The following is a 23,011-nucleotide window of genomic DNA, read 5'->3' as shown; positions in this document are numbered from 1 at the left end:
GCACTCAACGATCGCCACCAATTCGTCGCCTGTGCCGAACCGGAATTGAACCCGGAAATCCTGACTGCATTCGACGATTCGCCGGTGGTCGCAACACGCGGAAATCTGCCCACCGTTTATGACGGTATATATAAAGCGGCATATTCTTATGGAATGTCGCGCGGAATGACCCGCCAGCTCGTCAAACTGCTGGCCTCCGATGTCGATTTCCAGTCACGCCTCAGCCCATCGGACCAGCTCGAGGTTTTCTTCTCGCAGCCTGACGGCGACGACCAGATGTCGGAAAACTCCGAGCTGCTTTATGTATCGGCCACATTTGGCGGCCACACCCGCAACTTCTATCGATTCCAGATGGAAGACGGCGTTGTCGATTATTTCGATCAGGATGGCCGCAGCGCCCGTCAGTTCCTTTTGCGTAACCCGGCGCCGAACGGCGTGTTCCGTTCCGGCTTCGGCGGACGCCGCCACCCGATTCTGGGTTATGTGCGCATGCATACCGGCGTCGATTGGGCAGCACCCCGCGGCACGCCGATTATCGCAGCCGGCAATGGCACCGTCGAAAAGGCCGGCTGGTCGAATGGTTACGGCAAGCAGACCATTCTGCGCCACGCCAACGGATATCAGACCAGCTACAGCCACCAGAACGCGATTGCCGATGGTGTCGTGCCGGGCGCGCGGGTTCGTCAGGGTCAGGTCATCGGCTTCATCGGCTCGACCGGCCTTTCCACAGGCCCTCACCTTCATTACGAATTGATCGTCAACGGAACGAAAGTCGATCCGATGCGCGTTCGCCTTCCAACCGGACGCGAATTGAAGGGCGACGATCTCGAAGCGTTCAAGAATGAACGCGAACGCATCGACGATCTGCTTCAGCAGAAGGACGGCGACAGCCAGACTGTCGCCAGCGCGAAGATCAGCGGCTGAAGCGTGCGTTCCTTCGGAAAATTCCGAACGGAGTGATGTCATGGCTGTAAAACGAATCGTCTCCAATATCGCCGTTGCCGATATCGAAAAGGCGAAAGCTTTTTATCGTGAGATTTTCGAACTCGAAATCATCATGGATTTTGGCTGGATTGCCACCTTCGGATCGGGAAACTCGGCACTGACGCAAATGAGCGTCATGACCGAAGGCGGATCGGGAACGGAAGTACCCGATCTTTCCATCGAAGTGGATGATGTCGATGCTCTTTACCGCCGCGCAAAAGCCGCTGGCGCCGAGATTGCCTACGAACTCGCCGACGAGCCATGGGGCGTGCGCCGATTCTATATGCGCGACCCATTCGGGAAATTGCTGAACGTGCTTTCACACTTCGGCTGATTCTTAGCGCGTCCCACTCAATCCAAAAACTCGACCATAACGCCGGGGCTCACCAGCTTGGCCAGTTCCTGTGCATCCCAATTGGTCAGGCGCACACAGCCATGGCTTTCCGTCTTGCCGATCTTCGAAGGATCAGGCGTTCCATGAATGCCGTAAGTTGGCTTGTCGAGCGCGATCCACACCGAGCCGACCGGACCGTTCGGCCCCGGCGGGATGGTGAGAATTTTCTCGTTATTGCCCTGCTTGAAGTTGAGCTTGGGATTGTAGGTGTAGTTGGGGTTCAGCGCGACACGCGTAACGGCGTGCACGCCGGAAGGCGAAGGCGTATCCGATGAACCGATCGTCGACGGGTAGATCAGGACGAGTTTGCCGTTTTCGTCATAAGCACGAACCTGCTTGTTCGCCTTGTCCGCAACGATGCGCTTCACCGGCGGCTTTTTCGTACGCTTGATATTGGCCACACGAATGATCGTGCCGGGGCGATTGAAATTCGCTTCCGGGTTCAGCGCCTGCAGATAATTCTCATCCATATGAAAGCGTTCGCCGAGCATTTCGACCACGGACGTATAGCTCATATGTTCGAGCTGGGCCTTTTCGCCATAATCCGAAGGAATCGATGCGACGAACGGACCAGCCGCATCGGTCGGCGTGATCTCGTAATTCATGAACGGATCGCCGCCGGTCTCCGCCAGGCCCTGCTCGATCAGGGCTTCATCGGTCGAGCGCAGATTCTTGCCGGTTATTTCACGGTAAGCGATGATGGCTTTATCGACATTGCTGCCGAAACGACCGTCGATGACACCCGGCGACGCACCGGCGCGATCGAGAAGAATCTGCAAGGCGGCAACTTTTTCACGCGCGCTTAACGCCATGGTCGGCGCAACCGATGGATTGCGAAGCGTATCCGAAGGTGGCTGCTGGGAGGCAGGCGGCGTTCCCAAAGGAGCAGGCTCACCAAGCGGCGCGCGCTCGACCGGTTGCGGCAGGGCCGAACCCGATGGATTTTCGCGCGCCGTATAGGTCGGATCGCGATAATTCGGGTCCTGATAGTTCGGATTGTTGTAATTCGGGTTCGGTAAGTTGCGCGATGGCTCACCGCGCAGAACATCGTCCGGCGGTGGCTCGCTCAAATAGTCGTCGTAATAGCCGTAATCGCCCGGCGCCGGTGGTCCGCCGCGCACGACACCTTGCTGCCTGTCGCGGCGCAGCCGTTCCATGTCTGCCGGATCGTCGAGATAATAACGGTCCTGCTCACGGGGTTCGGGGCGTCCGAGTTCCTGCCTGCGTATTTCGCGGCGCTCCGCCTGACTGTTGAAACGTCCGCGCGGCTGAACCGAGATTATCTCGCCGGTGTAAGAATCGACCAGAACGCGATTTCCCGCACCGTCGAAATAGACTTCCACATCGCCCGATTGCGCAAGCAAAACACCGCTCGGCGCACCGCGTTCTTTTTCAGAACGCGTTTCTTCGCCGATCCGCGTCGCCGCTTCTGCATCGGAAGATACGAAACCGGCAGAAATCGCCGACAAAAAGAGCAATGCGCGAAACATATTTACGAAAGTCTCCAGTCCATCACCCTCGCATCATCCCGAACCTTGTCCGGGACTGGGTCTCGTTTCGAATTCGACGTGTAAAGACCCATTCGCCAAATCAAATGGCAAGAATAAGGTTCCCATATGAACCGGACATGAAAATGATCATCCGTTGCAGAGCAGCCACTGGAATACGACTGGTAAAATTGCGATTCAGTCTCATCTGGTTTATAGTGTCGGAGCCAAAAAAGAGAAGGCCGGTGCGGTTAGCCCGGCCCCTGCGCAAGCAGGCTCTGGCCTTCGCAATGCGATGAGTCCCAAGGCCTTCAACGTTCTGCAATAGTGTGGAACGAATGTAAGGATACGGACATGCAACAGCAAATATCCATCATTACGCTCGGCACAGCCGATCTCGTTCGCTCAAGACGTTTCTATGTCGAAGGTTTCGGCTGGAAACCGGTTTTCGAGAATGAAGAAATCGCGTTCTACCAAATGAACGGCTTCGTACTCGGGCTGTTTCTCAAAACTTCGCTCGATGCCGACATGAACCGTTCAAACGATCTGTCGAACGCCGCATTTGCCTTGGCTCACAACGTGCCCAACCAGGAAGATGTCGTCGTTGTGATGGATCAACTCGTATCCGCAGGCGGTCGGATCATCCGCAAGGCCGATGCGCCCGTGCATGGCGGATTCCGCGGCTACGTCGCAGATCCCGACAATCACGCATGGGAGATTGCCTGGAACCCGGCCTGGAAGATCGACGAGCGCGGACTGGTAACGTTTGGCCTCTAAAAAGCAAATCGGGGATCCCTTTTTTGGTGATCCCCGATCGGCATCTTCAAAACTGGCAGCGTAAGATCACGCTGCCTTTTCAGCCTCGGCCACCGTCCCCGCTTTAGAGCGGAAATTGAGCCTGTCCGACCCGGACGTGACCTTGACGCTGGAGCCATCCAGAATGTCGCCGAGCAGAATTTTCTCCGCCAGCGGATCCTGAATTTCCTTCTGGATCACGCGCTTCAGCGGGCGCGCGCCATAGGCAGGGTCGTAACCCTTTGCTGCCAGCCAGTCGATCGCATCCGTGTCGAGCGACAGCTTGATCTTGCGATCTTCAAGCAGTTTTTCGAGCCGCTTGAGCTGAATTTCGACAATCCGTCCCATATCCTCGCGCCGCAGCCTGTGGAACAGAATGACCTCGTCCACGCGGTTCAGGAATTCCGGCCGGAACGATGCACGCACCACCGACATCACCTCGTCGCGAACCTTGTCGACATCTTCATTGTCGCCCAGACCTACGAGATATTCGGCACCGAGGTTAGACGTCATGATGATCATCGTGTTGCGGAAATCGACCGTACGACCCTGACCATCGGTCAGCCTTCCATCGTCGAGAACCTGCAAAAGCACGTTGAAGACATCCGGATGCGCCTTTTCGATCTCGTCGAAAAGCACGACCTGATAGGGCCTGCGCCGCACCGCTTCCGTCAGTGCGCCGCCTTCCTCATAGCCGACATAGCCGGGAGGCGCGCCGATCAGCCGGGCCACGGAGTGCTTCTCCATGAATTCCGACATGTCGAGCCGCACCATCGCCTGCTCGTCATCGAACAGGAAGCTCGCCAGCGCCTTCGTCAGTTCGGTCTTGCCGACGCCTGTCGGTCCGAGGAACATGAACGAGCCGATCGGTCGGTTCGGGTCCTGCAGCCCGGCGCGCGCACGGCGAACCGCCTTTGAGACGGCCTGAACCGCCTCGCCCTGCCCGACCACGCGAAGGCCGATTTCGTCTTCCATGCGAAGCAGCTTGTCGCGCTCTCCTGCCAGCATTTTGTCGACCGGGATGCCCGTCCAGCGGGAAACGATATGCGCGACATGGTCGGGCGTCACGGTTTCTTCGACCATGGACCCCTTGTCGTCCTGCGCTTCCGCATCCTTCAACTGCTTTTCCAGTTCAGGAATCCGCCCATAAGCCAACTCGCCGGCACGTTGGAACTCGCCCTTGCGCTGCGCAATCGCGAGTTCGTTGCGAACCTCGTCGAGTTCCTTCTTCAGATCGGCGGCAAGGCCGAGCTTCTGCTTTTCAGCCTGCCACTTCGCGGTGATCTCTGCCGATTCCTCTTCGAGGTCGGTGAGTTCCTTTTCCAGCCGCTCGAGCCGGTCTTTCGAAGCCTCGTCCTTCTCGACCTTCAACGCTTCGCGCTCGATCTTGAGCTGCATGATGCGACGGTCGATTTCGTCCAGCTCTTCCGGCTTGGAATCGACCTGCATGCGAAGCCGCGACGCGGCTTCGTCCACAAGGTCGATCGCCTTGTCCGGCAGGAAACGGTCGGCAATATAGCGGTTGGAAAGCGTTGCAGCCGAAACCAGCGCGGAATCCGAAATCCGTACCTTGTGGTGCTGCTCGTACTTCTCCTTCAAGCCGCGCAGGATCGAAATCGTATCCTCGACGGTCGGCTCACTGACGAAAACCGGCTGAAAGCGCCGCGCCAACGCCGCGTCTTTCTCGACATGCTTGCGGTATTCGTCGAGCGTGGTTGCGCCGATGCAATGCAGCTCGCCGCGCGCAAGCGCGGGCTTCAAAAGGTTGGATGCATCCATCGCGCCATCCGCCTTGCCCGCCCCGACCAGCGTGTGCATCTCGTCGATGAACAGGATGATGCCGCCTGCAGCCGAAGTCACTTCCGAAAGAACCGCCTTCAGCCGCTCTTCGAATTCGCCGCGATATTTCGCGCCGGCAATCAGCGCACCCATGTCGAGCGCCATCAACTGCTTGTCCTTCAGGGATTCCGGCACGTCACCATTGACGATGCGCAGCGCCAGCCCTTCCGCGATCGCGGTCTTACCGACGCCCGGCTCGCCGATCAGCACCGGATTGTTCTTCGTGCGGCGCGACAGCACCTGGATGGTGCGGCGAATTTCATCGTCGCGACCGATCACCGGGTCGAGCTTGCCCGCACGCGCATCTGCCGTCAGGTCGCGCGCATATTTCTTCAGCGCATCGTAGCCCTGCTCCGCACTTGCCGAATCGGCAGTGCGTCCCTTGCGAATGTCGTTGATTGCCTGATTGAGCGACTGCGCGGTAACGCCTGCCTTGCTCAAAATATCGGATGTTTTTGCGGACTTCTCGACGGCAAGCGCCGTCAGAAGCCGCTCGACGGTCACGAAACTGTCGCCAGCCTTTTTCGCCAGCTCTTCAGCGGTCGAAAAAACCTTGGCCAATGGCTGCGAAAGATAGAGCTGGCCATTGCCGCCCTCGACTTTCGGCATGGCTTCAAGTGCCGTTTCGACGCCCAGCCGAACATCGCGCGCATTGCCGCCTGCCTTTTCGATGAGCGAAGCGGCCAGGCCTTCCTCGTCATCGACCAGCACTTTCAAAATATGCTCTGGCGTGAATTGCTGATGGTTGCGCGAAAGTGCCATCGTCTGCGCAGACTGGATAAAGCCCCGGACGCGTTCTGTGTGTTTTTCAAGATTCATACTTTTGTCTCCTTGTCCGCCCGGCCCGCTTCGCGGCACCGTTAGGTTCTGGTTGACGAACCCGCTCTGTGAGCCGGATTCTTTCAAGGCAGATATGGGAAGATACCGCCCTTCCCTCAAGATGGAAACGGATGCTGCTCAAACAAAAACGGCGGAAGCTTTCGCTCCCGCCGCTTGATCTGGAATGTAGTAACGTATCAGCTTTCGACGATTGCTAGATCCGCACCGTCATTGCCGCCGTTTTCGACGGCGGGCGCTGCATCCGCGCTCTGCTCTTCGTCACCCTGACGGGCACGTTCGCCGCGACGCGGGCGTCGGCTGCGGCGCGGTGCTGCGGCCTCAACACTATCCGCCGCTGCGCCGTTCACTTCCGTCGAAGCTTCCTGCGAAGCTACATTGACGTCTGCGGCAGGGGCTTCGACTGGTGCTTCCGCAACGGTGTTGCGCGCTTCCGAATTGTTGGACTGGTTCGAGCGACGGCCGCGGCTCTGTCTTGGAGCTGGCTGCGTTTGAACATTGTCGGATGCGGGCGAAGCAGGCGTCTCGTTGTTGAACGCGACTTCCGCCGGAGTTCCTTCGATCACGGGCTGAGGACCAGAGCCATTATTGGTAACAGCATTGTCCTGCTGATTGCCATTATCCTGCTGGTTGCCGTTCTGATCGTTATCGTCATCCATGTCGTCGTCGGAATCGTCGCGCTGATTATTCGTCTGCTGCGCTGCGACCTGAGACTGAGCTGCCGCGATGATGCGGTTGTAGTGCTCTGCATGCTGGAGATAGTTTTCAGCCATGACACGGTCGCCGGCGCTGTGCGCATCGCGAGCCAGAGTCGAATATTTCTCGGCAATCTGCTGAGCCGAGCCACGGATTTTAACATCCGGACCATTGCTCTCGTAATTGCGCGTTAGAGGGTTAGGCCCGCGGCGGTTGTTATTGTTGTTATTATTATTGTTGTTGTTCGAATTATTATTGTTGTTGTTACGACCGCGCATGCGCCTGTTCTGCTGTTGTGGCCTCATCCTGATCTCTTCATGTTGAATTATCCGATTGCACGGACTGCCTGGACAGCGCGCCGTTCCCGTGTCTTTCCGACTGTGTTCGCCCGCAGATTATGCGTTGGCGCCACGTGCCACCCTATTTTCGGTTCGTGTCACTAGCCGAATGACCCCGCACGAAGCTTTAGCGTCATAGACGCGAAAAGGCAGCTTGTTTCACTTTTTCGAAGGGAACCGAATCGGTACAGCACTGCCTGCTTCGTCTCATCCGGTAAATTGACCCTAGCGGCATTGACTGGACTTGCCAAGCGTTTTTTCCGTGTTTCTCAACGCTTTGACGCTTGTTCGAAAATAAGAGCACGGTCATTGCCGGAAAAGTCCTTCAGCGCGGAAAGAAGTACAAAGCCTTCCTGTTCGAACACGCTGCTCACCTCCAACAATTGGGTATGCCCGATCTCGATTGCAACCCTTCCACCCTCAGCAAGATGTTTTGAGGAGCCTGCGGCGATCACTCGATATGCGTCCAATCCATCCTGCCCGCCATCAAGTGCGGCCATCGGATCGAACCGCTTAACCTCTACCTGCAATTCGGGAATTTCTTTGGACGCAATATAAGGCGGATTGGAGACGATAAGGTCGAAAACCCCGAAAATCTCGGAAAACCAGTCTGATTTCAGTGTGGAAAACCGTGAACCCAGTCCAAGATCATCTGCATTTTTACGCGCCTGCGCCAATGCGCCTTCAGCCACATCGACGCCAAGCGCGGATGCTTGAGGAACCTCGTTCAGCAATGCGAGGGCGATTGCCCCGGTGCCTGTGCCAAGATCGACTATCCGGCAGCCCGCCTGTTTACCCGCCACCTCGCGGACAAACGGCAAAATGCCATCGACCAGAATTTCCGTATCCGGGCGCGGTTCCAGGGTTTCGGCTGCCAGCGAGAGCTTCAGCCCGTAAAATTCGCGAAATCCCAAGATCCGGTGAACCGGCTCGCCATCGAGCCGGCGGGTCAGAGCGGTATCCACTGCCGACACCGTTTCGGCCTCGATGATTCGGTCGGGCGTCCGCACGAAATCAAGCCGGTCCGAATCGGTGAAATGCTCGACGATCAACCGCGCATCCAGCGCCGGATCTTCTATCCCGCCAGCGGCAAGACGCGCTTTGGCAGCACCGAGCAGGGATGCCAGCGTGGCCTCAGCCATACTCGCTCATATCGGCCAGTAGCTTCGACTGATGATCGGAAATCAGCGCCGAGATAACCTCGTCCAATTCGCCCATCATCACACGATCGAGCTTATAGAGCGTCAGATTGATACGATGATCGGTCAAACGGCCCTGCGGAAAATTATAGGTGCGGATGCGCTCCGAGCGATCGCCCGAACCGACCTGAAGCTTGCGCGATTCGGACCGTTCTTCCGCCAGCTTCGAGCGCTCCATATCGAACAGCCGCGCCCGCAGGATCTGCATGGCACGCGCCCTGTTCTGGTGCTGCGATTTTTCCGCCTGAACGACGATGATGCCCGTCGGCAAATGGGTGATGCGAACCGCCGAGTCCGTCGTGTTGACGTGCTGTCCGCCCGCACCCGACGCGCGCATCGTATCGATACGGATGTCGTCGGGGCGAATGTCGATATCGACCTCTTCCGCCTCCGGCAGAACCGCAACGGTCGCGGCAGACGTATGAATGCGCCCGCCCGCCTCGGTTTCCGGCACGCGCTGCACGCGGTGCACGCCCGATTCGAATTTCAGATGCGCAAAAACGCCTTTGCCGGTAACGGTCGCAATGATTTCCTTGTAGCCGCCGACTTCGCCATCGCTCGCCGAGACGACCTCGAAACGCCAGCCATGCGCCGCCGAATAGCGCTCATACATGCGGAAAAGATCGCCTGCAAAAAGCGCTGCCTCATCGCCGCCCGTTCCGGCACGAATTTCCAGAATGGCGCTTTTCTCGTCCGCAGCATCCTTCGGCAGCAAAAGGATTTGAATTTCCTTCTGCAACTCCTCGATCCGCTCTTCCACATCGGGAAGCTCGCCCTCGGCCAGTGCCCGCATCTCGCCATCCGTGCTTTTGTCGGCAAGCATGGCTTCGAGGTCGGCGGCTTCCTGTTCGGCGCTGCGCAGCTTGCGAATGCCCCCGACAATCTCCTGAAGATCGGAATATTCGGACGCCATCTTCACATAGGCGTCAGGGTCCGGCCCAGCCGACATCTGCATTTCGAGCATATCGAAACGCTTCACAAGTTGGTTCATCCGGTCGCGGGGCAGGTCAGTCATGCAAAACTCTGAGGTTTTTCTCGCGCGGTGATGCCGCTTAATGCGGGAATTGTCCAGCCCGTGGCTGCAGGTGCGTCCTACAGCGGTATCGACCGATCATCTGCAAACGCCTGCAACAGCGCGCGCATCGGCAGCCCAGCCGTCGAGCCCGACAGGTTTTCCTCGAAGAAAGTCTCAAGCTGACCAAGCGGCAACTCCGTCAGCATCGCCTTTACCGGGCCGATGGATGCTGGAGACATCGAAATCGAGCGGAAGCCCAACCCAAGCAGAGCCATCGCAGAAATCGGCCTGCCTGCGAGTTCGCCGCACAAGGTCACGGGCGTATTGTTGCGGTTCCCGGCATCCGCGATCTGCTTCAAAACCCGCAGGAACGGCACCGAAAGCGGGTCGAACCGGTCCGAAAGCAGCGTATTGCCGCGGTCGGTCGCCGTCATGAACTGGAACAGATCGTTCGAGCCGACCGAAACGAAATCGACAGCCTCCATCAATTCGTCCAACTGCCACATCAGCGACGGCACTTCGAGCATCGCGCCGAGTTTCAGGCGCGTTGGCAAATGATGCGCGAAGCGCGAAAGGTGACGCACTTCGCGATCGATGATCTCGCGCGCCTGGGCGATTTCGGAAAGCTCCGTCACCATCGGCAGCATGATCTTCAGTTCCTGCCCGCCTGCCGCTTTCAAAAGCGCACGTATCTGCGTTCTCAAAAGTGCCGGCCGGTCCAGCGTCAGGCGGATAGCCCGCCAGCCAAGCGCCGGATTTTCTTCCTGAACCGAGTTCTTGAAGTATGGAAGAACCTTGTCGCCGCCGATATCAATGGTGCGGAACGTCACCGGCTTGCCGCGCGCCGCATCCAGCACGTCGCGATAAAGCCGCTCCTGCGCCTCGACGCGCGGGAAGGTCGATGCAACCATGAACTGCAATTCGGTGCGGAAAAGGCCGATGCCTGCTGCACCCGCCTCGGCAAGCTGCGGCAAATCCACCGCCAGCCCGGCATTCATCAGAAGATCGATTGCGATGCCGTCCTTGGTGACGGAAGGCTTGCCCCGCAATTCGCGGTAAAGTTCCTGCCTGCGTGCCCGGAAGCGCACTTTTTCGGCGTAGGCTGCCTCGACATCCGATTGCGGGCGCAGATGGATCGAGCCATCCTCGCCATCGACGATGATTGCGTCGCCATTCTCCGACATGGAGACGGCGCCCTTCATCTGCCCGGCGACCGGAATGCCCATCGCCCGCGCGACGATCACCACATGGCTCGTCGGCGCACCGTCTTCGAGCACCAGCCCGCGCAGCTTTTCGCGCGGATAATCGAGCAATTCGGCTGCCCCCATCGAGCGCGCGACGATGATTGCGTCCTTCGGCAGGCTCGTCGCCATGTCTTCCGGCGAACGGCCCATAAGCTGACGCAGTAGTCGGTTGGCAAGATCGTCGAAATCGCTCATCCGCTCACGCAGATAAGGGTCGGTCATGTGCATCATGCGCGCGCGCATGTCGCTTTGAACCTTCTCGACCGCCGCTTCCGCCGTCAGGCCGTTGCGGACGGCCTCTTCCAGCCTGCGAACCCAGCCGCGGTCATTGGCGAACATGCGATAGGCTTCGAGAACCGCACGATGCTCGCCCTCGAACGCCACATCGCGGCGCTCCAGCATGTCGTCGATGGAAAGCCGCAGCGAACCGAGCGCTATATCGAGACGCCCAAGCTCTTCTTCGCTGTCTTCGTTGAACAGATTGGTGACGACGATGCGCGGCTCGTGAAGCACGACATGGCCAAGGCCGATGCCTTCATTGAAGGAAAGGCCGGTAAAGCTGACCGGACGGCGCAGATCGAGTTCGAGACCCGGCCGCGTCAACCGCGCCAGATCGCCATTCGCGATCAGCTCGGCAATCACCATCGCCGTCGTTTCGAGGGCTTCCATCTCGTCGTCGCGGTAATGCCGCATCGTCTTGTTCTGCACGACCAGAACGCCGAGCGTGCGCCCTGCCCTGAGAACCGGCACGCCAAGGAAGGAATTGTAGATTTCTTCGCCCGTTTCCGGGAGATACGCGAAGGCGGGATGCTCCTGCGCATTGGAAAGGTTCAGCGCTCGCGCGCTGGCGGCAATCGTGCCGACCAGACCCTGTCCGAGCCGAAGCTGCGCCAAGTGGACGGCTCCGGGATTAAGACCTTCGGTTGCATAAAGTTCGAGTACGGAATCGGCGCGCAGCACATAAAGCGAGCAAACCTCTGCCACCATGTTCTGCGCGATATCGCGAACGATCCTGTCGAGCCGTTCCTGCGGTTCGAGCGCCTCCGCCATAAGTTCGCGGAGTCGTTTCAGAAGAACGCGCGGACCTCCCGCCGTATCACGCATCGGCACCCTCTCTCCAATAGCTTCAGGCCGGTGCGGCCCGAGGCGAGCCCCGAAAACTGCACCGGCTGACCCGAAACCGGAATCGCCAGACTAGGCCTGCTACTACTGCTTATCCAGACCGTAGATGGAATGCAAAGTGCGAACTGCAAGTTCTGTGTAGGGACCGTCGATCAGAATCGAAATCTTGATCTCCGAAGTCGTGATCGCGCGGATGTTTATGCTCTTGTCGGCCAACGCCTTGAACGCCGTTGCCGCCACGCCCGCATGGCTGCGCATTCCTATACCGATGACCGAAACCTTAGACATGCCGTGGTCATGCTGGATGGTGTCGAAGCCCAGTTCCGGGCGGAGCTTTTCAAGAACCGCCAACGCCTTGTCCACATCGCCGGAAGGCACGGTAAACGTCATATCGGTCGATTTGCCGTCTTCCGAAATATTTTGGACAATCATGTCCACATTTATGGAAGCCTCGGCGAGCGGCCCGAAAATGCCTGCTGCCACGCCCGGCCGGTCGGAAACGCGCCGCAGAGATATCTGCGCCTCGTCCTTGGCATAGGCAATTCCGGTGACGACCTGCTGTTCCACGATTTCATCCTCGTCGCAAATGAGCGTTCCCGGCGGATTGTCGAAATCCCCCATGCCGGGCGCATCCGGATCATCGAAAGAGGAGCGCACGAATGTACGCACCTTGTGCACCATCGCAAGTTCCACGGAGCGAACTTGCAAAACCTTGGCCCCAAGCGAGGCCATTTCAAGCATTTCCTCGAAGGAAATCTTAGGAAGACGCCGCGCCTTGGGTTCCATGCGCGGGTCGGTCGTGTAGACGCCATCGACATCGGTATAGATGTCGCAACGGTCGGCCTTCACGGCAGCGGCAATAGCCACGGCACTTGTGTCCGAACCGCCGCGCCCAAGCGTCGCAAGCCGATTGTCTGGCGCGATGCCCTGGAAACCGGCGACGACTGCCACCTGCCCCTGACCAAAACGGTTGATCAATTCCGTGCCGTCGATCTCGAGAATGCGTGCCGCGCCATGCGCGCCATCGGTCTTGATCGGTATCTGCCAGCCCTGCCATGAGCGGGCGTTGACGCCGATATGCTGCAGCGCGATTGCCAGAAGACCCGCCGTCACCTGCTCGCCCGACGCGACCACAGCATCATATTCGCGGGCGTCGTGCATGGGCGAGGCTTCACGCGTCCATGCGACCAGTTCATTCGTCTTGCCGGACATGGCGGATACGACGACAGCAACCTCGTGACCCGCATCGACCTCGCGTTTGACGTGGCGAGCGACATTGCGAATGCGATTGATGTCGCCGACGGATGTTCCGCCGAATTTCATCACGATGCGCGCCATGGAAAACGGATGCCCTTGATTCGAAAGCGGCTTTGGGGCCGCGAAAGTGAAGTTCGGACCTCGAAAATACGCAGCCCGGAATGCGGGTGTTTCCTTAGCCAAATCGTCATGTTTCCGCAAGCAGTCTAAAATCGATAGAATATGTCGCCTTGACATGACCCGCCGCTGGCTTTCTTGCTGCGCTCGAAGGAGACATCTCATGCCCGATGCAAAACGATCGACAATCGATGCCGGCGAAGTCGAGCGCTTTTCAGCAATGGCCGCCGAATGGTGGAACCCCAACGGCAAGTTCCGCCCGCTGCACAAATTCAACCCGGTCCGGTTGGCCTATATCCGCGATCAGGTTGCCGCGCGATTCGGGCGCGATCCGCATGCGGCAAAGCCCTTCGAAGGCTTGAGAATTCTCGATATCGGCTGCGGCGGCGGGCTTCTGTGCGAGCCAATGGCGCGTCTCGGCGCGGAAGTCGTCGGCGCGGATGCATCCGAAACCAACATCGAGATTGCCAAGCTGCACGCAGCCGAATCCGGCGTGAAAGTCGATTACCGCGCAACGACCGCCGAAGATCTGGCGGATGCAGGCGAACAATTCGACATCGTGCTCAACATGGAAGTGGTCGAGCACGTCGCAGACGTCGATCTCTTCATTTTCAAATGCGGGCAGATGGTAAAACCGGGCGGCATCACCTTCGTCGCGACCATCAACCGGACACTCAAAGCTCTTGGGCTGGCGATCGTCGGTGCGGAATATGTTCTGCGCTGGCTGCCGCGCGGTACCCATCAATATGGCAGGCTGGTCAGGCCGGACGAACTCGAAAAAGCACTCGGCAGTGCAGGGCTTTCGATCATCGACCGCACCGGCGTCACGTACAATCCGCTGTCCGACCGCTGGTCGAAATCGCGCGACATGGACGTCAACTACATGGTGCTTGCGGAAAAACCTGCCGCTTAGATCATTTAAGATTTTGATAGAAAGAGCCCCTCACCCTACCCTCTCCCCGTGAAGAACGGGGAGAGGGGGCGTCAACGTTGCAGCCAGTCTCCTTCTCCCCGTTTTGCACGGGGAGAAGGTCGCGGCAGCGGGATGAGGGGCGACCCAACTGAGCCGGAAAGGCTCTAGGCGGCAGCTTGCGCGGTCTGTGCCTTCGTCGTCATGAAAACGCCGATGGAGATAATCGCCGCGCCAAGCCATGTCAGCGGGCCATAGCTTTCGCCGAGAACCAGCGTGCCGGAAATCAGTCCGACAGCGGCTGCGACATAGCCGATCTGGCTGAGATAGACCGGGCCGCCAACTGCCTGCAGCCGGAAGAAAAAGGCAAACATCGCCGCTGCTGACGCCATCTGCAGCACGACCAACCACGATATGCCGGCCAGCGGCGACACATCGAAGCCACCGAAAAAGAGCGATCCGATGATGAGAAGTGCTGCCGCCGCCAGATGACTGCCGACGGCAAGCTCGATAGGACCTGCATCCTTTGGCCAATCCATCGTGCGGTAGATGTTTCCAGCCGCCAGACTAACGGGAATAAGCAGCCCCATGCCGATCCAGAACGGATCGGCCGGACGCCCGACCTCGCCGCGCGTCCACGCGACCAGCAAGGCACCGATAAAGCCGACGGCAATACCCGCAATGCCAAGCGCGTTCGAGCGTTTCAGGCGCAGCAGGATCGACAGGAACAGCGTGATGACCGGCGAAAGCGTGAACATCAGCCCCGTAAATCCGGCACCCAGATGCGGTATGGCGGACAGAATAAGCAGATTGGGAATGGCGTAGGAAATCGCTGCCGCAATCACGAAATAGCGCATTTTCGCAGCGTTGAGACGAATTCGCTCGCCTTTCGCGAGAAGCGCGATCAGCAAAATCCCGCCAGCGCCGAACGAGATGATGAACGCCCAGAGTATCGGGCCAACGCCTGCCGCAGTCGCCAGCTTGCCGAATGGCAGCGTCAACCCAAGCAGCGCACCGGTGATGACCAGCAACCCGGCCGCGGAATTCCACAATGAATGCAAGATCAGTTTCGATCTTCTGGAAATACGGGAAGCGGCATGAAGCCGACGCCATCTTCGGCCAGGTCGCGAACTTCTTCGGAAGTCGCTTCGCCGTAAATACCGCGCGCTTCAGACTCGCCAAAATGGATTTTGCGCGCTTCGTCCGCGAATTTGTCGCCGACATAATCGGCATTTTCGCGAACTTTCTTGGCCAGTTCTTTAAACTGCTCCACGATTTTGCGCTGCTCTTCGCCCATTGCGAGCGCGATCTTTTCCTGTTTGCGACCAGTCGAGACGGAAGGTGCCATCAGCGCCTTTTCTACCTTATGCGAGCCGCAATGTGGGCAATCGACCAGACCGCGCTTCTGCTGCTTATCGAAATCGTCACCGCTGCGAAACCAGCCCTCGAATTCGTGGGATTGCTCGCAGATCAGGGAAAAGCTGATCATGACGCCACCTTCTCGGCTTCAGCAGCCTGAACCGTGAAATCGCGGGCATTCTTCAGATTGGGAATTTTCTGGCGCGCCTGCGCGGAAAGGTCGGTGTCGATTTCGGCCACGATCACACCCGGCTCGGCATTGTCCGCTTCCGCAATGATCTTGCCCCACGGGTCGATGATCAGGGAATGACCATAGGTTTCGCGTCCATCCTCATGAACGCCGCCCTGCGCGGCTGCAATAACGAACGCCCCGTTTTCAATGGCGCGGGCGCGCAAAAGCACATGCCAATGCGCCTCGCCGGTCTGGCGCGTGAAGGCTGCCGGTACGGTCAGCACATTGGCACCGGCCAATGCTTCAGCCCTGAACAATTGCGGGAAACGAAGATCGTAGCAGACGGCAAAACCGAACTTCGCGCCCAGCAGATCGGCGGTCTGCGCGCGGTTTCCGGGCTGATAGGTCGCGGATTCGCGCCAGCTTTCGCCATTGTCGAGATCGACGTCGAACATGTGGATTTTGTCGTAGCTGGCAAGCAGCGCCCCCGATGGCGCATAAAGAAACGCGCGGTTGGCGACCTTGCCGTCCGGCAGCGCGATGGCCGTCGAGCCAACATGAACATAGATGCCAAGCTCGCTGGCAAGACGCTTTGCGGCAAGCGCGACGAGGTCCGAATCGTCCGGCTTCAGCGACGCCAGAAGCGCCTGCTTGTCACGCATCAGCGCCCCGGTCATTTCCGGGCTTTGCACATAGGTTGCACCAAGCGCCGCCGCTTCGCGCACCATTTTCTCAAACGTCTCTACATTGCGCTCGACGCTTGTACCGGAGCGCATCTGGATGGCCGCTGCTTTGAAAACGCCCATAGCTTTGTCCTCAGGCCTGATTGCCGGCAAGCATACCGTCGAGACGCCCGGAATCTTCCAGCGCATGCAGATCGTCGCAGCCGCCGACATGAACATCGCCGATGAAGATTTGCGGGAAAGTCGCGCGGCCATTGGCGCGCTGGATCATTTCCTGCCGCAATTCCGGCGAAAAACTCGCATCATGCTCGGTGTAGGCGACGCCCTTGCTATCGAGCAGCCGCTTGGCTGCGGAGCAGAAGCCGCACATCGTTCGCGTGTAAATCGTGACATCAACCATGATAAAATTCCGACAATCTCATTGACCTATATAGTCTCTGCATCGTCGGGCTGAAAGTCCCCAGGCAGCACGCGAGCGAAGGTCAGCACATCCACGGCACCGGCACCTTTTTTCATCAAGGTACGCGCCACGGCAGAAACGGTCGCACCCGTCGTGTAAACATCATCAATGATCAGAACACGCCTTCCGGCAATATTTTCGATCATTTTTTCCTTCACCTTGAAGGCGCTGCGCACATTGTCTTCGCGTTCGCGTATGCCAAGCCCGACCTGCTGGCGCGTCACCTTGGTTCGCGTCACGAGTCCCGGCATGAACGGTTTGCCGGATAATTTGCTGACGGCTCTTGCGAGTTCTGCAGACTGGTTGAACCGCCTTTGCAGAAATCGTCGCCAGTGAAGCGGCACCGGAACGATCATGTCCGCATCGTCCAGCAATTCACCGCCAGCGCGCAGCATCCAGCGCGCCATCCATGGCGCAAGATCGGTCTTGTCGTTGTATTTCAGGCCCTGAACCATGCGCCTTGCGACACCAGTATAGGAAACCGCGGCTCGCGCCCGCGCAAAGGGCGGCGGATTGGCGATTGCATCGGCAGATAATATGCCCTCGCCCATGTCGTGACGAAACGGCGTTCCCATGACTTCGCACCACGGCTTTTCGAGAAATCGCAATCTTCCCCAGCATTGCGGGCAAAGTGCACCGGGCTGTGAAACCAGCCTTTTGCAACCGGCACAGACAGCTGGAAACAGAAACCGGGCTGGCCATTCGATCATGGCTCTGGCAAGGCTCTTGTTCTCGATCACGCTTTGGGCCATCGCTCGTTGCACTTGAAACGACTATAGCCAAGACCGATCTCGCAGCCAGCACAAACAGAGAAAAAGACCATGGTTGAACCGCTGTTCGATACGGAATTGCTCCTGGAGCGCAAAAGACGCGCTCTGAAACGCGCCGTGCCCGGCGCGGATTTCCTCATGGCTCGCGTGTCGGAAGAACTCGCAGACCGGCTCGGTGCCGTCGAACGCAAATTCGAAAAAGCAGCGGCACTTTTCAATATTACCGGCGACGCGGCAACTGCAATTGCCTCGACCGGCAAGGCTGCGGAGGTCATACGAATCGAGGCTGACGAAAGCTTCCTGCGCGGCGCACCCGGCCTCGTCAGCAAACCTGGAACTGTGCCGCTGGAGCCGGACAGCATCGACCTCGCAGTTTCGCTTCTGGCGCTTCAGGAAAACGACGATATTCCGGGAATGCTGATCCAGATCAGGCGCGCGCTTCGCCCCGATGGGTTGTTTCTAGGCGCAATGACGGGCAGCGACACGTTGAGCGAGTTGCGCGAAAGCCTGCTTGCGGCGGAAACCGAGATTTATGGCGGCGCCAGCCCGCGCGTATTTCCTTTTACGGACGTTCGCGATGCAGGCGCTTTGCTCCAGCGTGCAGGCTTCGCCTTGCCGGTGGCGGACGTGGATGCCGTAACCGTCCGCTACGATAATTTATTCAATCTGATCGTCGACTTGCGCGCCATGGGCGTCACCAACGCTCTGCTTGGCCGTTCACGACGTCCCGCCAGCCGCGAATTCTTTCGCCGCGCCGCGGAAATATACGCGGAGCGCTTTTCAGACCCGGACGGGCGCATTCGCGCGACGTTCTCATTCGTCTGGATGTCGGGATGGACGCCGCATGCTTCGCAGCAGAAACCGCTGAAACCCGGCTCGGCGCAGGTTTCTCTGACTAAAATCCTCGGGGAGGATTAATTCCTGTTCAGGCCTTCTACGATCTTGCCGCTGTTGCCGTCCCACAAATCCTGAAGGCTTGTGCCGGTAAGCGTCACGCCGCCAATGATGGCCAAGGAAATAAGAGAAGCAATCAGGCCGTATTCGATCGCCGTCGCGCCGTTCCGGTCGTTCAGGAATTTGCGCATTGTCAGCATGGTCAACCGGCCCCCTTGGAAGGCTTTTCTGACACGGAGGCGTTAAGTTTTGTTAATTTCGTACGCTTAACAAAGCGCAAACAGCCTGTTTTCGGCTGAAAATTCTCAGCAATCGCCGCTTTTCGAACCGTTTTCGCGAATGATGCAGACCGATTTCGGCGAGTTTTGCAGCACGCTGCGGCGAATTGTGTATCTCTCCGTCGAACTGATAGAGCCCGTCGTGGTCATATCGATATTGCGCATGTCATAGCCGCGCGCGACCTGCGAATGTAGCCTGTTGTCAGCCATGGAAGCGACCATGAGGCTGAGCGCTACAGCGATTGAGCCGAACAAAAGCGTGATGCGCAGCATGCCGATGCCCGCATTGCCGAGGCGCAGGCCACGGTCTCCACGAATGGTTTCCCACTCCTGCTCGCTGTTCATACGCCCCATATCCGCTCCGCGTCCCCTGACCGACGTTCGATCAAGTTTTCACGTTCGGATAAAGTTTTGATTAATTTTTCTCTTAACCGGTCCGATTCAGAGGCTACAGCAGATCTATCAAAAACGGAATCAGCGGCTCGTCGGCGGCGGGCATCGGATAATCGCGCATCTGAAGCGGCCGGACCCATTTCAGGACCTGACCTTCCTTCGGCTCCGGCGTTCCCCAAAAGCGGCGGCAGACGAAGAGTGGCATGAACAGATGGAAATTCTCGTAGGAATGGCTGGCGAAGGTCAGCGGCGCGAGGCAGGCGATCTTGGTCTCGATGCCGAGTTCCTCGTGCAATTCGCGAACGACCGTCTCTTCCGGTGTTTCGCCCGGCTCCATCTTGCCGCCGGGAAATTCCCACAATCCTGCTAGCTGCTTGCCTTCCGGGCGCTGTGCGAGCAGCACGCGCCCATCCGCATCGACCAGCGCGCAGGCGGCAACCATCAGGAGCTTTTTCGGCGTCGTTTCCATGTCGGACATGTCCATTCAGGCAGCGGGCGGACGACGATAATGGTAGCGATAGAGTTCGGAAAAACCCATCGCCTTATAGAGCCCGATCGCGCGCTCATTGTCGGCCTCAACCTGAAGCCACGCTTCTTTCGCGCCGCGCGCCTTGGCCCATTTCAGGGCCGAGCGGATAAGGCCTTTCGCGTGGCCCTGACCGCGAACGGCCGGATCGGTCGCCAGTTCAAAAAGGCCCGCAAGATTGCCGTCGTGAACGCAGATCGCCGTGGTCAGCACCTCATGATCGCGCTCCAGCGCAAACAGGCCTGCCTCTGGCTCGATCGCGTCGATGACTTCCGACAAGCCCGCACGCAGCGAATGATCGAACCCCTGAACTTTCATCGCCGCACTGACGAAGCGGCTCATATCCTTCAGCGGAATCCGGTCGATTGCATCGGCAACCGTCGAATTTTCGATGGGCAGGCCAAGAACGAGCGAATCCGAAAGCCGGTCCCAACCCTCGCCGTCGAGATAGTCGGACAATTCCTTGCCCGCCAGCGGCGACATGCGGAAGGTCAACGCGCGGCCATAGGCGTCGAAGCGGCGGGCAGCGCGCGCAATACGCTCGCGCAGATTGCCGACATCGCCGGGATCGAGCGGATTGACGGAATTCAGCCGTTTTGCCGGGTGTCCGGCAGTCAGCCGCACGACCCATGTACCGTCATAATGCACGGCAGCCGCAGGCCAGGCGCGGAAGCTTGCAGCCTCATAACGGCGGACATCTGCCAGACCGGCCACGGTCAGCTCCTGTAATCGCCGTTGATCGCGACATATTCCTTGGTCAAATCACACGTCCAGACCGTCGCTTTTCCGCGGCCAATGCCGATATCGGCGCGGATCGTGATTTCATCGCGCTTCATATAGGCGGAGGTCTTTTCCTCCGAATAGGCCGTGTCGCGCTCGCCTTCATGAGCCAGCCGGTTGTCGCCGAACCAGATCGAGAGAAGGTCGCGGTCTGCCGGTTCGCCGGATTTGCCCACCGCCATGACGACGCGGCCCCAATTGGCGTCTTCGCCCGCAACGGCCGTTTTGACGAGCGGTGAATTGGCAATGGAAAGCGCGATGCGCTTGGCCGAACGTGCGGATTTTGCGCCGGTAACGGTCACTTCCACCTGCTTGCGCGCGCCTTCGCCATCGCGAACGACCTGCAGAGCGAGGTTTTTGAGGATTTTGTTCAGCGCCCGGCGGAAAGCGGCAAGCCGCGCATCGCCAGCATCCGAAATCGTCGGTGCACCGCGCTTTGCGGCAGCACCCGTGGCAAACAGCATGAGCGTGTCGCTGGTCGACGTATCGCTATCGACGGTGACGGCATTAAAGGTTTTTCCAACGCCCTTGGACAGCATGTCCTGCAAGGCCTGCGCAGAAATCGGCGCATCGGTCGCGACGAAGGAAAGCATGGTCGCCATATCCGGCGCGATCATGCCTGCACCCTTGGCGATGCCATTGATGGTAACGTCGGTGTCGCCGAGCTTCACGGTCGCGGTCGCGACTTTCGGATAGGTATCCGTCGTCATGATGGCCTTGGCGGCCTCGGTCCATTGATTGGCCTTGCCGTCCTTGACCAGACCGGCCAGCAGATGGCTGAAGCGGCTGGCGTCCAGCGGCTCGCCGATAACACCGGTCGATGCGAGATAGACTTCGCCGGAAGTCGAGCCGACAGCTTTTGCAGCAGCCTCGCCGGTGATCTTCGTGGTTTCGCGTCCGCGCTTGCCGGTAAAGGCGTTCGCGTTGCCGGAGTTCACAACCAGTATGCGCGCTTTGCCGCCGGTAAGATTATCGCGGCAGAAATCGACTGGAGCGGAGGGGCATTTCGACTTGGTGAAGACACCGGCAACCGTCGTGCCTTCATCGAACACCATCGCCAGAAGGTCGGTCCGGCCCTTGTATTTGATGCCTGCTTCCGCCGTCGCTATGCGCACGCCCTCGATTTCGGGCATTTTCGGATATTTCTTTGGAGCGAGCGGTGAAATCGTTGCGGACATGTCGGACCTCGGTCGGATTGCAACTCAAGAGGATAACCGTTTGCCCGATGAGAACGCGCCGTGCAAGGCGTTTTCCGTGACAAATAAATGAGCCAACCCCGTCGAAAAAAGAAAAAAGGCGCGAAAACCGCGCCCTTTATCGAAATTATTGCGGCAAGCGCGCAGGACTATTCGGCCTTGTCGACCGCGTCCACAGCCTGCTTCAAAGCCGGATCGGTGATTTCGACCTTTGAAGCTTCGCGCAACGACTTGACCAATGCGAAATATTTATCGCGCAGGACCAGCGAACGGAACTGATCCTTGACCTGATCGAATGCCGGGGGCTGCTGCTGGCGCTTGTCTTCCAGCTTGATGATGTGGAAGCCGAACTGGCTCTGAACCGGCTCTTTCGTATACGAGCCGACTTCAAGGGCGAACGCCGCCTTCTCGAATTCGGGAACCATCTGGCCCGCGCCGAAATAGCCGAGGTCGCCGCCATTTGCGCCCGAACCCGGATCGCTTGACTTTTCCTTGGCGATTTCTTCGAAATTCGCGCCGCCATCCAGATCCTTGATGATCGCGTCTGCCTCTTCCTTCGTTTTCACGAGGATGTGACGGGCGTGAACCTCGTTCTGAGCCGGGGTTTTTGCGATTTCGGTGTCGTAGCGAGCGCGAATCTCATCATCGGTGATGCTTTCTGCGACTTCCTTCTCGACCACGACGCTGTGCAGCGCGCGATCCTGAAGGAACTGCATGCGCTTCTGGAACTCTTCGTCCTTGTCGAGGCCCTTGGTCTGGGCTTCAGAAGCAAGCAATTTGATTTCGATGATGGCCGAAAGCGCTGCCGCACGGCGCTGCTCGGCAGGGAGACGCGCGAACTGCTGGTCGAGATCGCCTTCTGCCAGTGTCAGGTCCCCTTCGGTGATGTCCTGACCATTGACGGTGGCAATCACGGCTTTAGGGTCAACCGGGGCAGGAGCCGGAGTTGCAGGGGCGGCCGCGGCGGGTGGCGTTGTTTCCTGCGCGACGGCGCCCGTCATTGGAACAGCCAGTAATCCGGCAAGCGCGCCAATGCAGGCAAGCGACGCACGGGAAGACGAAAAATTCATGAAATTTCTCCAGTGGGGATTTGTCGAAGACTTCGTTAAACAGTCCAACGGGCCTAAATGTGGCGTAGTTTGCAGGTTTGCTGCAACGTTGACATCGCTTCGGCCCCCTCTTATCTGTCCTTCGTCTTTGCGTCCAGAAGCGATTTCCGGACGCTTTTCCTGTTTTTGCCCGTCGAGCAGCAGCATCGATGGGCTA

General features: G+C 58.6%; 23 protein-coding genes (1 of these 23 running past the window's edge). 5 read left to right on the top strand and 18 right to left on the bottom strand.

Features of this window, described 5'->3' with window-relative positions:
* On the top strand, window positions 1–924 hold the 3' portion of the coding sequence (locus tag ABFT80_RS04405) for a M23 family metallopeptidase (RefSeq protein ID WP_347970621.1). 1,032 nt of this gene lie to the left of the window's left edge; the window shows 924 of its 1,956 coding nt (coding positions 1,033–1,956); the start codon falls outside the window, past its left edge; the stop codon is at window positions 922–924.
* Window positions 925–964: 40 nt separating this feature from the next.
* Window positions 965–1,318, top strand: a complete 354-nt coding sequence (locus ABFT80_RS04400) for a VOC family protein (protein ID WP_347970620.1) — start codon at window positions 965–967, stop codon at window positions 1,316–1,318.
* A gap of 17 nt (window positions 1,319–1,335) precedes the next feature.
* Here ABFT80_RS04400 and ABFT80_RS04395 read toward each other — a convergent pair whose 3' ends face one another.
* Window positions 1,336–2,868 carry a L,D-transpeptidase family protein gene (locus ABFT80_RS04395; RefSeq protein ID WP_347970619.1) on the bottom strand — a complete coding sequence of 511 codons (1,533 nt, stop codon included), beginning with the start codon at window positions 2,866–2,868 and terminating at the stop codon, window positions 1,336–1,338.
* Between the two features lie 351 nt (window positions 2,869–3,219).
* Here ABFT80_RS04395 and ABFT80_RS04390 point away from each other — a divergent pair, with 351 nt between their 5' ends.
* A complete protein-coding gene (locus ABFT80_RS04390; RefSeq protein ID WP_347970618.1) occupies window positions 3,220–3,642 on the top strand; it encodes a VOC family protein in 423 nt (140 codons plus the stop codon).
* A gap of 66 nt (window positions 3,643–3,708) precedes the next feature.
* On the opposite strand, the gene clpB is transcribed toward ABFT80_RS04390, so the two are convergent.
* The 6 genes from clpB to ABFT80_RS04360 form a co-directional block, all read right to left on the bottom strand.
* Complete coding sequence (gene clpB, locus ABFT80_RS04385; RefSeq protein WP_347970617.1) at window positions 3,709–6,318, bottom strand: ATP-dependent chaperone ClpB; 2,610 nt, start codon at window positions 6,316–6,318, stop codon at window positions 3,709–3,711.
* A 197-nt stretch (window positions 6,319–6,515) separates the two neighbouring features.
* Entirely contained in the window at window positions 6,516–7,310 is a 795-nt protein-coding gene (locus ABFT80_RS04380) for a DUF4167 domain-containing protein (RefSeq protein ID WP_347970840.1), read from the bottom strand.
* A 329-nt stretch (window positions 7,311–7,639) separates the two neighbouring features.
* Complete coding sequence (prmC, locus tag ABFT80_RS04375) at window positions 7,640–8,512, bottom strand: peptide chain release factor N(5)-glutamine methyltransferase (protein ID WP_347970616.1); 873 nt, start codon at window positions 8,510–8,512, stop codon at window positions 7,640–7,642.
* Window positions 8,505–9,584, bottom strand: coding sequence for a peptide chain release factor 1 (gene prfA, locus ABFT80_RS04370; protein ID WP_347970615.1), 1,080 nt, complete (start codon window positions 9,582–9,584; stop codon window positions 8,505–8,507). Before prfA ends, prmC begins: the two co-directional genes overlap by 8 nt.
* 77 nt (window positions 9,585–9,661) lie before the next feature.
* A complete protein-coding gene (gene ptsP / locus ABFT80_RS04365; protein ID WP_347970614.1) occupies window positions 9,662–11,932 on the bottom strand; it encodes a phosphoenolpyruvate--protein phosphotransferase in 2,271 nt (756 codons plus the stop codon).
* Between the two features lie 102 nt (window positions 11,933–12,034).
* The gene (locus ABFT80_RS04360; protein WP_347970613.1) at window positions 12,035–13,288 is read right to left on the bottom strand and encodes an aspartate kinase; all 1,254 of its coding nucleotides are present in this window, start codon (window positions 13,286–13,288) and stop codon (window positions 12,035–12,037) included.
* Between the two features lie 199 nt (window positions 13,289–13,487).
* Here ABFT80_RS04360 and ubiG point away from each other — a divergent pair, with 199 nt between their 5' ends.
* Window positions 13,488–14,237 (top strand): bifunctional 2-polyprenyl-6-hydroxyphenol methylase/3-demethylubiquinol 3-O-methyltransferase UbiG, encoded by a 750-nt coding sequence (gene ubiG / locus ABFT80_RS04355; RefSeq protein ID WP_347970612.1) that lies wholly within the window; start codon window positions 13,488–13,490, stop codon window positions 14,235–14,237.
* Window positions 14,238–14,401: 164 nt separating this feature from the next.
* Here ubiG and ABFT80_RS04350 read toward each other — a convergent pair whose 3' ends face one another.
* The 5 genes from ABFT80_RS04350 to ABFT80_RS04330 are packed head-to-tail and all read right to left on the bottom strand — an operon-like array spanning window position 14,402 to window position 17,660.
* A complete protein-coding gene (locus ABFT80_RS04350; RefSeq protein ID WP_347970611.1) occupies window positions 14,402–15,295 on the bottom strand; it encodes a DMT family transporter in 894 nt (297 codons plus the stop codon).
* 2 nt (window positions 15,296–15,297) lie between these two features.
* Window positions 15,298–15,723, bottom strand: coding sequence for a DUF1178 family protein (locus ABFT80_RS04345; protein ID WP_347970610.1), 426 nt, complete (start codon window positions 15,721–15,723; stop codon window positions 15,298–15,300).
* Entirely contained in the window at window positions 15,720–16,571 is an 852-nt protein-coding gene (locus ABFT80_RS04340; protein WP_347970609.1) for a carbon-nitrogen hydrolase family protein, read from the bottom strand. The genes ABFT80_RS04345 and ABFT80_RS04340 overlap by 4 nt, the downstream gene beginning before the upstream one ends.
* 10 nt (window positions 16,572–16,581) lie before the next feature.
* Window positions 16,582–16,848, bottom strand: coding sequence for a glutaredoxin 3 (grxC, locus tag ABFT80_RS04335; RefSeq protein ID WP_347970608.1), 267 nt, complete (start codon window positions 16,846–16,848; stop codon window positions 16,582–16,584).
* Window positions 16,849–16,874: 26 nt separating this feature from the next.
* Window positions 16,875–17,660 carry a ComF family protein gene (locus tag ABFT80_RS04330; protein ID WP_347970607.1) on the bottom strand — a complete coding sequence of 262 codons (786 nt, stop codon included), beginning with the start codon at window positions 17,658–17,660 and terminating at the stop codon, window positions 16,875–16,877.
* A 69-nt stretch (window positions 17,661–17,729) separates the two neighbouring features.
* Between ABFT80_RS04330 and ABFT80_RS04325 the strand changes: the two genes are divergently transcribed.
* The gene (locus tag ABFT80_RS04325) at window positions 17,730–18,596 is read left to right on the top strand and encodes a methyltransferase domain-containing protein (RefSeq protein ID WP_347970606.1); all 867 of its coding nucleotides are present in this window, start codon (window positions 17,730–17,732) and stop codon (window positions 18,594–18,596) included.
* On the opposite strand, the gene ABFT80_RS04320 is transcribed toward ABFT80_RS04325, so the two are convergent.
* From ABFT80_RS04320 to ABFT80_RS04295, 6 genes are all read right to left on the bottom strand, one after another.
* The gene (locus ABFT80_RS04320; RefSeq protein ID WP_455189876.1) at window positions 18,593–18,772 is read right to left on the bottom strand and encodes a Flp family type IVb pilin; all 180 of its coding nucleotides are present in this window, start codon (window positions 18,770–18,772) and stop codon (window positions 18,593–18,595) included. The genes ABFT80_RS04325 and ABFT80_RS04320 overlap by 4 nt on opposite strands.
* 105 nt (window positions 18,773–18,877) lie before the next feature.
* Window positions 18,878–19,195: a hypothetical protein gene (locus ABFT80_RS04315; protein ID WP_347970604.1), complete on the bottom strand. Its 318-nt coding sequence runs from the start codon at window positions 19,193–19,195 to the stop codon at window positions 18,878–18,880.
* 103 nt (window positions 19,196–19,298) lie between these two features.
* Window positions 19,299–19,721 carry a (deoxy)nucleoside triphosphate pyrophosphohydrolase gene (locus tag ABFT80_RS04310; protein ID WP_347970603.1) on the bottom strand — a complete coding sequence of 141 codons (423 nt, stop codon included), beginning with the start codon at window positions 19,719–19,721 and terminating at the stop codon, window positions 19,299–19,301.
* Between the two features lie 6 nt (window positions 19,722–19,727).
* On the bottom strand, window positions 19,728–20,483 hold the full coding sequence (locus tag ABFT80_RS04305) for a GNAT family N-acetyltransferase (RefSeq protein WP_347970602.1): 756 nt from the start codon (window positions 20,481–20,483) through the stop codon (window positions 19,728–19,730).
* Window positions 20,484–20,485: 2 nt separating this feature from the next.
* Window positions 20,486–21,727, bottom strand: coding sequence for a bifunctional glutamate N-acetyltransferase/amino-acid acetyltransferase ArgJ (gene argJ / locus ABFT80_RS04300; RefSeq protein ID WP_347970601.1), 1,242 nt, complete (start codon window positions 21,725–21,727; stop codon window positions 20,486–20,488).
* A gap of 167 nt (window positions 21,728–21,894) precedes the next feature.
* Complete coding sequence (locus tag ABFT80_RS04295) at window positions 21,895–22,815, bottom strand: peptidylprolyl isomerase (protein WP_347970600.1); 921 nt, start codon at window positions 22,813–22,815, stop codon at window positions 21,895–21,897.
* Between the last annotated feature and the right edge of the window lie 196 nt (window positions 22,816–23,011).

Source organism: Foliimonas ilicis (genome assembly GCF_039939195.1).
Classification (GTDB): Bacteria; Pseudomonadota; Alphaproteobacteria; order Rhizobiales; family Rhizobiaceae; genus Foliimonas; species Foliimonas ilicis.
Note: the sequence above shows the minus strand (reverse complement) of the source record. Positions and strands in the feature narration are given on the sequence as shown.

Coding starts and splice junctions, on each gene's coding strand:
- argJ (WP_347970601.1), bottom strand. CDS start 21,727: ATGTCCGCAACGATTTCACCGCTCGCTCCAAAGAAATATCCGAAAATG.
- ABFT80_RS04325 (WP_347970606.1), top strand. CDS start 17,730: ATGGTTGAACCGCTGTTCGATACGGAATTGCTCCTGGAGCGCAAAAGA.
- ABFT80_RS04390 (WP_347970618.1), top strand. CDS start 3,220: ATGCAACAGCAAATATCCATCATTACGCTCGGCACAGCCGATCTCGTT.
- prfA (WP_347970615.1), bottom strand. CDS start 9,584: ATGACTGACCTGCCCCGCGACCGGATGAACCAACTTGTGAAGCGTTTC.
- prmC (WP_347970616.1), bottom strand. CDS start 8,512: ATGGCTGAGGCCACGCTGGCATCCCTGCTCGGTGCTGCCAAAGCGCGT.
- ABFT80_RS04345 (WP_347970610.1), bottom strand. CDS start 15,723: ATGATCAGCTTTTCCCTGATCTGCGAGCAATCCCACGAATTCGAGGGC.
- ABFT80_RS04360 (WP_347970613.1), bottom strand. CDS start 13,288: ATGGCGCGCATCGTGATGAAATTCGGCGGAACATCCGTCGGCGACATC.
- ubiG (WP_347970612.1), top strand. CDS start 13,488: ATGCCCGATGCAAAACGATCGACAATCGATGCCGGCGAAGTCGAGCGC.
- clpB (WP_347970617.1), bottom strand. CDS start 6,318: ATGAATCTTGAAAAACACACAGAACGCGTCCGGGGCTTTATCCAGTCT.
- ptsP (WP_347970614.1), bottom strand. CDS start 11,932: ATGCGTGATACGGCGGGAGGTCCGCGCGTTCTTCTGAAACGACTCCGC.
- ABFT80_RS04295 (WP_347970600.1), bottom strand. CDS start 22,815: ATGAATTTTTCGTCTTCCCGTGCGTCGCTTGCCTGCATTGGCGCGCTT.
- ABFT80_RS04400 (WP_347970620.1), top strand. CDS start 965: ATGGCTGTAAAACGAATCGTCTCCAATATCGCCGTTGCCGATATCGAA.
- ABFT80_RS04310 (WP_347970603.1), bottom strand. CDS start 19,721: ATGTCCGACATGGAAACGACGCCGAAAAAGCTCCTGATGGTTGCCGCC.
- ABFT80_RS04320 (WP_455189876.1), bottom strand. CDS start 18,772: ATGCTGACAATGCGCAAATTCCTGAACGACCGGAACGGCGCGACGGCG.
- ABFT80_RS04315 (WP_347970604.1), bottom strand. CDS start 19,195: ATGAACAGCGAGCAGGAGTGGGAAACCATTCGTGGAGACCGTGGCCTG.
- ABFT80_RS04395 (WP_347970619.1), bottom strand. CDS start 2,868: ATGTTTCGCGCATTGCTCTTTTTGTCGGCGATTTCTGCCGGTTTCGTA.
- ABFT80_RS04340 (WP_347970609.1), bottom strand. CDS start 16,571: ATGGGCGTTTTCAAAGCAGCGGCCATCCAGATGCGCTCCGGTACAAGC.
- ABFT80_RS04380 (WP_347970840.1), bottom strand. CDS start 7,310: ATGCGCGGTCGTAACAACAACAATAATAATTCGAACAACAACAATAAT.
- ABFT80_RS04330 (WP_347970607.1), bottom strand. CDS start 17,660: ATGGCCCAAAGCGTGATCGAGAACAAGAGCCTTGCCAGAGCCATGATC.
- grxC (WP_347970608.1), bottom strand. CDS start 16,848: ATGGTTGATGTCACGATTTACACGCGAACGATGTGCGGCTTCTGCTCC.